This is a genomic window from Sphingomonas sp. (assembly GCF_031361285.1).
GTDB lineage: Bacteria > Pseudomonadota > Alphaproteobacteria > Sphingomonadales > Sphingomonadaceae > Sphingomicrobium.
The window spans coordinates 1-1,916 of sequence record NZ_JANMCO010000141.1; the positions used below are offsets into that span (position 1 = coordinate 1).

General features: G+C 63.3%; 3 protein-coding genes and 1 tRNA gene. 2 read left to right on the forward strand and 2 right to left on the reverse strand.

Annotation, left to right across the window (positions count from 1 at the left end):
- Positions 1 to 137: 137 nt before the first annotated feature.
- Positions 138 to 833: a glutathione S-transferase N-terminal domain-containing protein gene (locus RMO25_RS11800; protein ID WP_309662801.1), complete on the forward strand. Its 696-nt coding sequence runs from the start codon at positions 138 to 140 to the stop codon at positions 831 to 833.
- Here the strand turns inward: RMO25_RS11800 and RMO25_RS11805 are convergent.
- Positions 834 to 917, reverse strand: a tRNA-Leu gene (locus tag RMO25_RS11805).
- A 114-nt stretch (positions 918 to 1,031) separates the two neighbouring features.
- On the opposite strand from RMO25_RS11805, the gene RMO25_RS11810 reads away from it, so the two are divergent.
- Positions 1,032 to 1,373, forward strand: coding sequence for a hypothetical protein (locus RMO25_RS11810; protein WP_309662800.1), 342 nt, complete (start codon positions 1,032 to 1,034; stop codon positions 1,371 to 1,373).
- A 201-nt stretch (positions 1,374 to 1,574) separates the two neighbouring features.
- On the opposite strand, the gene RMO25_RS11815 is transcribed toward RMO25_RS11810, so the two are convergent.
- Positions 1,575 to 1,916 (reverse strand): hypothetical protein (locus RMO25_RS11815; protein WP_405051878.1); only part of this gene is annotated, 342 nt, incomplete at its 5' end.

Sequence of the window (1,916 nt, forward strand, 5' to 3'; positions counted from 1 at the left end):
GTTGAGGCCCCTTATCCTTGCTGGTCCGAGCGTCCATGCCGGCATCATATCTGCGGCGCGGCGGTTGGGCTAGCGGCTTGCTGCGGGTGCGGCCGACCCTTACTTCCGCTCCCCAGCGGCCGCCGCCGGAGCAAGTGATGACCGACCTGTCCGATTTTCCAGTTACCCGCCGCTGGCCGCCGTCGCATCCCGACCGGTTGCAGCTCTATTCGCAACCGAGCCCGAACGGGGTCAAGGTGTCGATCATGCTCGAGGAAACCGGCCTTCCCTACGAGTGGCACCGCATCCCGTTTGGCGAGGATGGCACCCGGAGCCCGGAATATCTGGCGCTCAACCCGAACGGCAAGATCCCGGCGATCATCGATCCCAATGGCCCGGGCGGCCAGCCGCTGGCGCTGTTCGAGAGCGGCGCGATTCTGCTCTATCTCGCCGGCAAGACCGGCCAGTTCTTGTCCGGCGATCCCATCCGCCGGTGGGAGACCACCCAGTGGCTGTTCTGGCAAATGGCGTTGGTCGGGCCGATGTTCGGCCAAATCGGCTATTTCTACCGCTTCGACGGCAAAGCGATCGAGGACCCGCGGCCGCTCCAGCGTTACGTCGAGGAAAGCAGGCGCCTGCTGGCCGTGCTCGACGGGCGGCTCGAGGGTCGCGAGTGGGTGATGGACGACTATTCGATTGCCGACATTTCGCTGCTCGGCTGGGTGAACAATCTGATCACTTTCTACGAAGCGCGCGAGCTGGTCGGGTTCGACGAATTCGGCAATGTCGGCGTTTGGCTCGAACGCGGCCTGGCCCGCCCCGCGGTGCAGCGCGGGCTTGGAATTCCTGAATGATGGTGCCCCCGGTCCGATTCGAACGGACACTCCTTGCAGAACTCGATTTTGAGTCGAGCGCGTCTACCATTCCGCCACGGGGGCCCAAAAGGAATTGGCCGCGCCTAGCTAGCGGCGGAGGCCGGTGCGGGCAATGGCTTGTCATCACGGGGCCGCAAGCCCATCGATCGGCCACGGATCTCAAACCGTGGGGGCACCATGACGCTGGAAAAAATCCTGATCGGACTGGCGGTCGGCCTTTGCGCCGGCCAGGCAGCTGCCGAGAATTGGGTGACGGTGTTCGATGACGCAGAGAATGAGATGTGGGCCGCGGTCGACAAGGACAGCATCCGCCGGGGAGCCGACGGCCTGGTCTATTATACGTCTGACACGGGCGGCAAGGGCGACCGGGCCGCGGACTGCAACAATCGGATCCTTTACACCCTGAAGCTCTACGTGATGAATGGCATCGACTATCCGAACTGGCGCAGCGACGGACGGGCGGCCGTCGCCGGCTCGATCGGGGAAGCCGAACTGCAATATGCGTGCGCCAACGCCTGATCAGGCCAGCGCCGGCTCGCCTTCGTGGAGGTGGAGGTAGGCGCTGTCGAAGTCGCCGACCTCGGCCAGCTTGGTCCAGTCAACAGGCTCCGGGAAGAAGTCAGAATTGCGGCGGCCGAGCTCGAAGCGTTACCCGCGGTGCATGCACTCTATCCACGCACTCGCTGAATGTCTGCTTTCCACCCAAAGCGGACATCAGTGCTAAAGCACCTCGAAGCGTGTCACTACGAACTTGACTGGAACCGTCGCTCTAGCGCCGTGGCCGAAGCCCTCGCAGTTAGCAAAAGTGAAGCCCACGCGGTCAGCATTCGCCTTAGCCGCGGCAAACTCGATCGCGTTGGTTTTCGCGGTCATATTTTGAACGGACGTCCACTTCGCATTGAGGGGGGCAACAATCTCCGTCTCTGCCATCGGCCCTTTGTTCTGATCCTTGGCGTACGTGGCCCACCAGCGCCCTCCATCCGTAGCCCAGTCGTCGCCGCGGCGTTGGAAGTTGAGCGTGACCGCCGATGGTGAGCCGTATGGGCACTTGGCACCGTGGAT